General features: G+C 69.5%; 2 protein-coding genes. Both read left to right on the forward strand.

The window, feature by feature from the left end:
• A partial coding sequence (locus ACZ5FU_RS34895; protein ID WP_468839244.1) for an acyl carrier protein occupies positions 1–1,019 on the forward strand: 1,019 nt, incomplete at its 5' end.
• Between the two features lie 36 nt (positions 1,020–1,055).
• On the forward strand, positions 1,056–6,267 hold a 5,212-nt coding region (locus ACZ5FU_RS34900), incomplete at its 3' end, for a type I polyketide synthase (protein WP_469047936.1).

A 6,267-nucleotide genomic window follows, 5' to 3' on the forward strand; every position in this document is an offset into this window, starting at 1 on the left:
TGCGTCCGAAGGTGGATGCGGTGTTGGCGTTGCATGAGGTGACGCGGGGGTTGGATCTGGATGCGTTTGTGTTGTATTCCTCTGCGTCGGGTGTGTTGGGGGGTCCGGGGCAGGGCAATTATTCGGCGGCGAATGCGTTTTTGGACGCGTTCGCGCGGTGGCGTCGGGTGCAGGGACTGCCTGCCGTGTCGCTGGCCTGGGGCCTGTGGGGTGACACCGGAGGCATGGCTGGTGCTCTCGACCGGACGGACCAGGCACGTATGCGGCGCAGTGGTGTTCGCCCGTTGTCCGTCGAGGAAGGCATGACGCTCTTCGACACGGCGATCGGCACCGACGAACCGCACCTGGTACCCGTCAAGTTCGACCTCACCGCACTGGCCGCACAAGCAGCCGCCGGCCAACTGAGCTCCATGTTGCAAGGGTTGGTCCGCCGACCCCGGCGTATCGCCGCTGCCGGCGGACCTGTTCCCGTCGTCTCCCTCTCGGACCGGCTGGCCGGACTTCCGCAGGAGGAGCAAGTGGAGATACTGCTCGACCTGGTCCGCGACGAAGTCGCCGTGGTGCTCGGACACACCGATGCCGAGAACGTCGTTCCGGGACAGGCGTTCAGCGAGATGGGTTTCGACTCGCTCACCGCGGTCGAGCTGCGTAACCGGCTGACGGGGGCGGTGGGCATCCCGCTGCCCGCCACGCTGATCTTCGACTACCCGTCGCCCGTCGCGATCACCGAACACCTGCGTGCGGAGCTGGTTCCGGACGCCGCAAGCGGAACGGTGCAGCTCGCCGAAGTGGACGAGGCAGGACTGCGCAAGGCTCTCGCTTCCGTCCCCCTCGAACGGCTCCAGGAACTGGGTGTGCTCCAGCAGTTGCTGTGTCTCGTGGCTGCCGCACCCGGTGCCGCCGCCTCCGGCGAGACCACTCCCGCCTCCTCGGGGACACGGGAGAGCGCCGCACACCTGATCGCCGACATGGACGTCGCCGGCCTCATCGAACGCGCGATGGGCAACACCACCAACTGAGCCCGTCGCGGCCTACGGAGGAACTCAAGAATGTCTGTGTCCGAGGACAAGCTCATCGCGGCACTGCGCGCCTCGCTCGTGGAGAACGAGCAGCTCAAGGAGGAGCGCGACCGGATCCTTGCGGCCTCGTCCGAGCCGATCGCGATCGTGTCGGCCGCGTGCCGACTGCCCGGAGGCGTCTCCTCGCCGGATGATCTGTGGCGTCTGGTGGCTGAGGAACGCGACGGCATCACGCCGTTTCCCGAGGACCGGGGCTGGGACGTCGACGGGATCTACGACCCCACCCCCGGCCTGGCCGACAAGTCCTACGTTCGCGAGGGCGGTTTCCTCCACGACGCTGGGGAGTTCGACCCGGCGTTCTTCGGTATCAGTCCGCGTGAGGCGTTGGCGATGGATCCGCAGCAGCGGTTGTTGCTGGAGACGTCGTGGGAGGTGCTGGAGCGGGCGGGCATCGATCCGACGTCGTTGAAGGGCAGTCGCACGGGCGTCTTCGCCGGCTTGATGTACCACGATTACGAAGCGGCCGTGGCGGCCGGAAGCATCGTCTCGGGCCGGGTGGCGTACACCTTCGGTTTCGAGGGGCCCGCGGTGACGGTGGACACGGCGTGTTCGTCGTCGTTGGTGGCGATGCACTCGGCGATGCAGGCGCTGCGGAACGGTGAGTGCTCGCTGGCCCTGGCCGGCGGTGTGACGGTGATGGCCCGGCCCGGCAGTTTCATCGAGTTCTCGCGGCAGCGGGGTCTGGCTGTGGACGGGCGGTGCAAGTCGTTCGCGGCGGGTGCGGACGGCACGGCGTGGGCCGAGGGTGTGGGTCTGGTGTTGCTGGAGCGTCTGTCGGACGCGCGGCGCAACGGCCATGAGGTGCTGGCTCTGGTGCGGGGCAGCGCGGTCAATCAGGACGGTGCGTCGAACGGCCTGACCGCTCCGAACGGTCCCTCTCAGCAGCGGGTGATCCGTCAGGCGTTGGCGAACGCGGGTCTGTCTGCGGCTGACGTCGATGCGGTGGAGGCGCATGGTACGGGTACGGCGCTGGGTGATCCGATCGAGGCGCAGGCGTTGATCGCGACGTACGGCCAGGGCCGTCCGGCGGAACGACCCTTGTGGTTGGGGTCGTTGAAGTCGAACATCGGTCATGCGCAGGCCGCGGCGGGTGTGGCGGGTGTGATCAAGATGGTGCAGGCGATGCGGCACGGTGTGCTGCCGAAGACGCTGCATGTGGATGAGCCGTCGCCGAAGGTGGACTGGTCGGCGGGTGCGGTGGAGCTGCTGACGGAGTCACGGGAATGGCCGACCGTACCGGGCCGTCCGCGTCGCACGGCAGTCTCCTCTTTCGGCATCAGCGGCACCAACGCCCACGTCATCCTGGAGGCCGTCGAGACGGACGACCCCGAACCGACCGTGTCACGCGGGCTCTTACCCCTCGTCCTGTCGGGCAGGACGGCCGACGCCGTGCGTGCGCAGGCGGTGCGGCTGGCCGGTCATCTGGAAGTGCACGGTGGGTTGAGTCTGGCGGATGTGGCGTTCTCGTTGGCGTTGTCGCGTGCTCGTTTTGATCATCGTGTGGTGGTGGTGGCGGGTTCGGTGGAGGAGGCGCGGGAGCGTCTGGTGTCGGTGGATCCGCAGGCGGTGGTTGCGGGTGGTGTGGGTGTGTTGTTCACGGGTCAGGGTGCGCAACGGGTCGGGATGGGGCGTGAGTTGTATGCCGCGTTCCCGGTGTTCGCGGCCGCTTTCGACGAGGTGTGCGCGGCCGTGGACAAGACTCTCGGCCGCTCGCTGAAGGACCTGGTCTTCGAGGGCGGGGACGAGCTGGATCAGACGGGGTATGCGCAGCCGGCGCTCTTCGCCGTTGAGGTGGCGTTGTTCCGGCTGGTGGAGTCCTGGGGTGTGCGCCCCCACTGTCTCGCGGGTCATTCGGTGGGTGAGGTGGTGGCTGCGTATGTGGCGGGGGTGTGGTCGTTGGAGGATGCGGCGGCTTTGGTGGTGGCGCGGGGTCGGTTGATGCAGGCGTTGCCGTCGGGTGGGGTGATGTTCGCGGTCGAGGCCGCGGAGGAGGAGGTTGTCCCCCTGTTGGTGGAGGGGGTGAGTGTCGCGGCGGTCAACGGCCCCACCTCTGTCGTGCTCTCCGGTGTGGAGGAGGCGGTCGCGGGGGTGGTGGCCCGGTTCGAGGGGCGTCGGGTGAAGCGGTTGCGGGTCTCGCATGCGTTCCATTCGTCGTTGATGGATCCGATGTTGGAGGAGTTTCGCCGGGTGGCGGCCGCACTGGCGTATCACGAGCCGCGTGTGCCGGTGGTGTCGAACCTGACCGGTGGGGTGGCGGAGGCGGGCCGGTTGTGTTCGCCGGAGTACTGGGTGGAGCACGTGCGGGGCACGGTCCGCTTCCACGACGGGGTGCAGAGCCTGCGGGAGCTGAGGGTGGCCACGTTCTTGGAGCTGGGGCCGGAGGGTGTGCTGTCGGGGATGATCGCGCAGGACTGCGTGCCGTCCCTGCGGCGGGACGTGGCTGAGGACCGGGCCCTGATGCAGGCGCTTGGCCGGCTGCACGCCCGGGGCGTCGAGGTCGACTGGGAGAAGGTCTTCGCCGGGACCGGCGCCCACCGGGTGGACCTGCCCACCTACGCCTTCCAACACCAGCGGTTCTGGTTGAACTCGAACGTGTCGGCCGGTGATCCCGCGTTCGCGGTGGAGCATCCGCTGCTCGATTCGGTGATCAGTGTGCCCGACACCGGTGGTGTGCTGGGTACCGGCCGGTTGTCGCTGGCCGCCCAGCCGTGGCTGGCGGACCACGCCGTGTCCGGCACGGTCCTGCTGCCGGGTACGGCCCTCGTGGAACTCGCCGTCCGTACCGGGGACGAGGTCGGTGCGCGGTCCCTGCGTGAATTGATCATCGAAGCCCCCCTGGTGATCCCCGACAAGGGTGCGGTCCGTGTCCAGGTCTCGGTCGGTGAGGACAACGGCAGCGGGGTCCGGCCGGTCGCGGTGTACTCGCGGCCCGACGACGCGGAGCCCGGAACCCCCTGGGTCCGCCACGCCAATGGTCAGCTCGACGACGAGGCGCCGGCCCCCGACACCACACTCGACGTCTGGCCCCCCGAGGGCGCGCAGCCCGTCGACCTGACCGACTTCTATGCGGACCAGGCGAGCGCCGGATACGCGTACGGGCCGCTTTTCCAGGGCCTCAGCACGCTGTGGACCCTTGACGACGAGATCTACGCCGAGGTCACGCTCCCGGCGGACACCGCCGAGACGGCGGCCGGCTTCGGTCTGCATCCCGCACTTCTCGACGCGGTCCTGCACTGCGGAGCCTTCACCGAGCGGAAGGCCGAGGAGGGCAAGCTCATCCTGCCGTTCGCGTGGAACGGCATGACGCTGCACGCCTCGGGCGCCACCGGCCTGCGGGTACGCATGACGCCCACCGGACCCGAATCGGTGGCGCTGGAACTCGCCGACGGCGACGGCAACCCCGTCGCGTCGGTGGAGTCGCTCGTGCTGCGTGCCGTCGCCGACGAGCAGGTCAAGGCCGCCGGACGGACCGGTCCCGGTACGGACGCCCTGTTCGCCGTGGAATGGACCGCGGTGCCGGCCGGAGCGACGGCCGGCACCGCCGCCGCGGTCGTCCCGCACCCGGTCTCCATGGCCCTGGACGTCGAGGAACTCGTGCGGTCCGGCGCGTCGATGCCGGACGTGCTGGTCGTCGACGCCGTCGACGGCGTCGTCAGCGCCGAGCGGGTCCGCGGCCTCGCGGGCCGGGTCCTCGGCATCCTCCAGGCGTTCCTCGCCGCACCGGAACTCGAGTCGACCCGCCTGCTCGTCGTGACGCGCGGCGCGGTCGGTGTCGCCGGCGATTCCGAGGTGACCGACCCGGCAGGCGCCGCGGTCTGGGGGTTGGTGCGCGCTGCACAGGCCGAGAACCCGGACCGCTTCCTGCTGATGGACGTGGACGAACTGCAGGCGTCCCGGCCGGCTCTGGCGACCGTACTGGCCAGTGGAGAAACCCAGGTGGCGGTGCGTGCCGACGTCGTTCACACGCCCAGGCTGGTACGGGCCGCGGTCGACCCCGCCACCGTGACCGCACGGGATGCGGCGGAGGCCGGGCGCGCACGTGATGCGGCGGAGGCCGGGCGCGTACTGGATCCCGCGGGAACCGTGTTGGTCACCGGCGGGACCGGAACCCTGGGCGGCCTCGTCGCCCGGCATCTCGTCGCCGCACATGGCGTACGCCACCTGCTGCTGACCAGCCGTCGTGGACCGGAGGCGCCCGGCGCCGAGGAACTGACGGCCGAACTCGAAGCTGCCGGAGCGAGCGTCACCGTGGTGGCGTGCGACATGTCGAAGCGCAGAGCGGTGAAGAAACTTCTCGCGGCGGTGTCGTCCGACGCGCCGCTGACCGCCGTCGTGCACGCGGCGGGAGTCCTCGACGACGGAGTGATCGCGAGCCTGACGCAGGAGCGGATCGGCGCCGTCTTCCGGCCCAAGGTCGATGCCGCGCTCACGCTGCACGAGCTGACACGCGACATGGACCTCTCGGCGTTCGTCCTGTTCTCCTCGGCGGCCGGTGTGATCGGAGGTCCGGGGCAGGGCAATTACTCGGCCGCGAACGCGTTCCTGGACGCCTTCGCCCAGTGGCGCCGGACGCAGGGGCTGTCCGCCGTCTCCCTGGCCTGGGGCCTGTGGGCCGAGAGCGGCGGCATGATCGCGGCGATGAGCGAGTCGGACCAGGCTCGTATGGGCCGGGGCGGAGTGCTCCCGCTGGCCACCGAGGACGGCATGGCCCTGCTCGACACGGCCCTGCTCGGTACGACTCCGTCCGGCGAGGTCTCCACGCTTGTGCCGGTGAAGTTCGACTTCGCCGCTCTGACGGAGCAGGCACGGGCCGGGCAACTGCCACCGATGCTGCGCGGCCTGGTCCGCCGGCCGCGGCGCACGACCCGAACCGTGGCGGCGGGCGCCGGCTCGGCCACCGGAGACTCCTTGGCGGACCGCCTCGCGACGCTGACCCCCGAGGCGCAGAGGCGTCATCTTGTGGAGTTGGTGTCGGGTGAGGTGGCGGTGGTGTTGGGGCATGGGGGTGCGGGGGATATCGGTGTGGGTGAGTCGTTCAATGATTTGGGTTTTGATTCGTTGACGGCGGTGGAGTTGCGGAATCGTTTGGGTGTGGTGACGGGGTTGCGGTTGTCGGCGACGTTGATTTTTGATTATCCGTCGCCGGGTGTGTTGGCGGAGTTTTTGCGTGGGGAGTTGGTGGGCGGGG

It is taken from the genome of Streptomyces sp. NPDC031554, assembly GCF_055580685.1.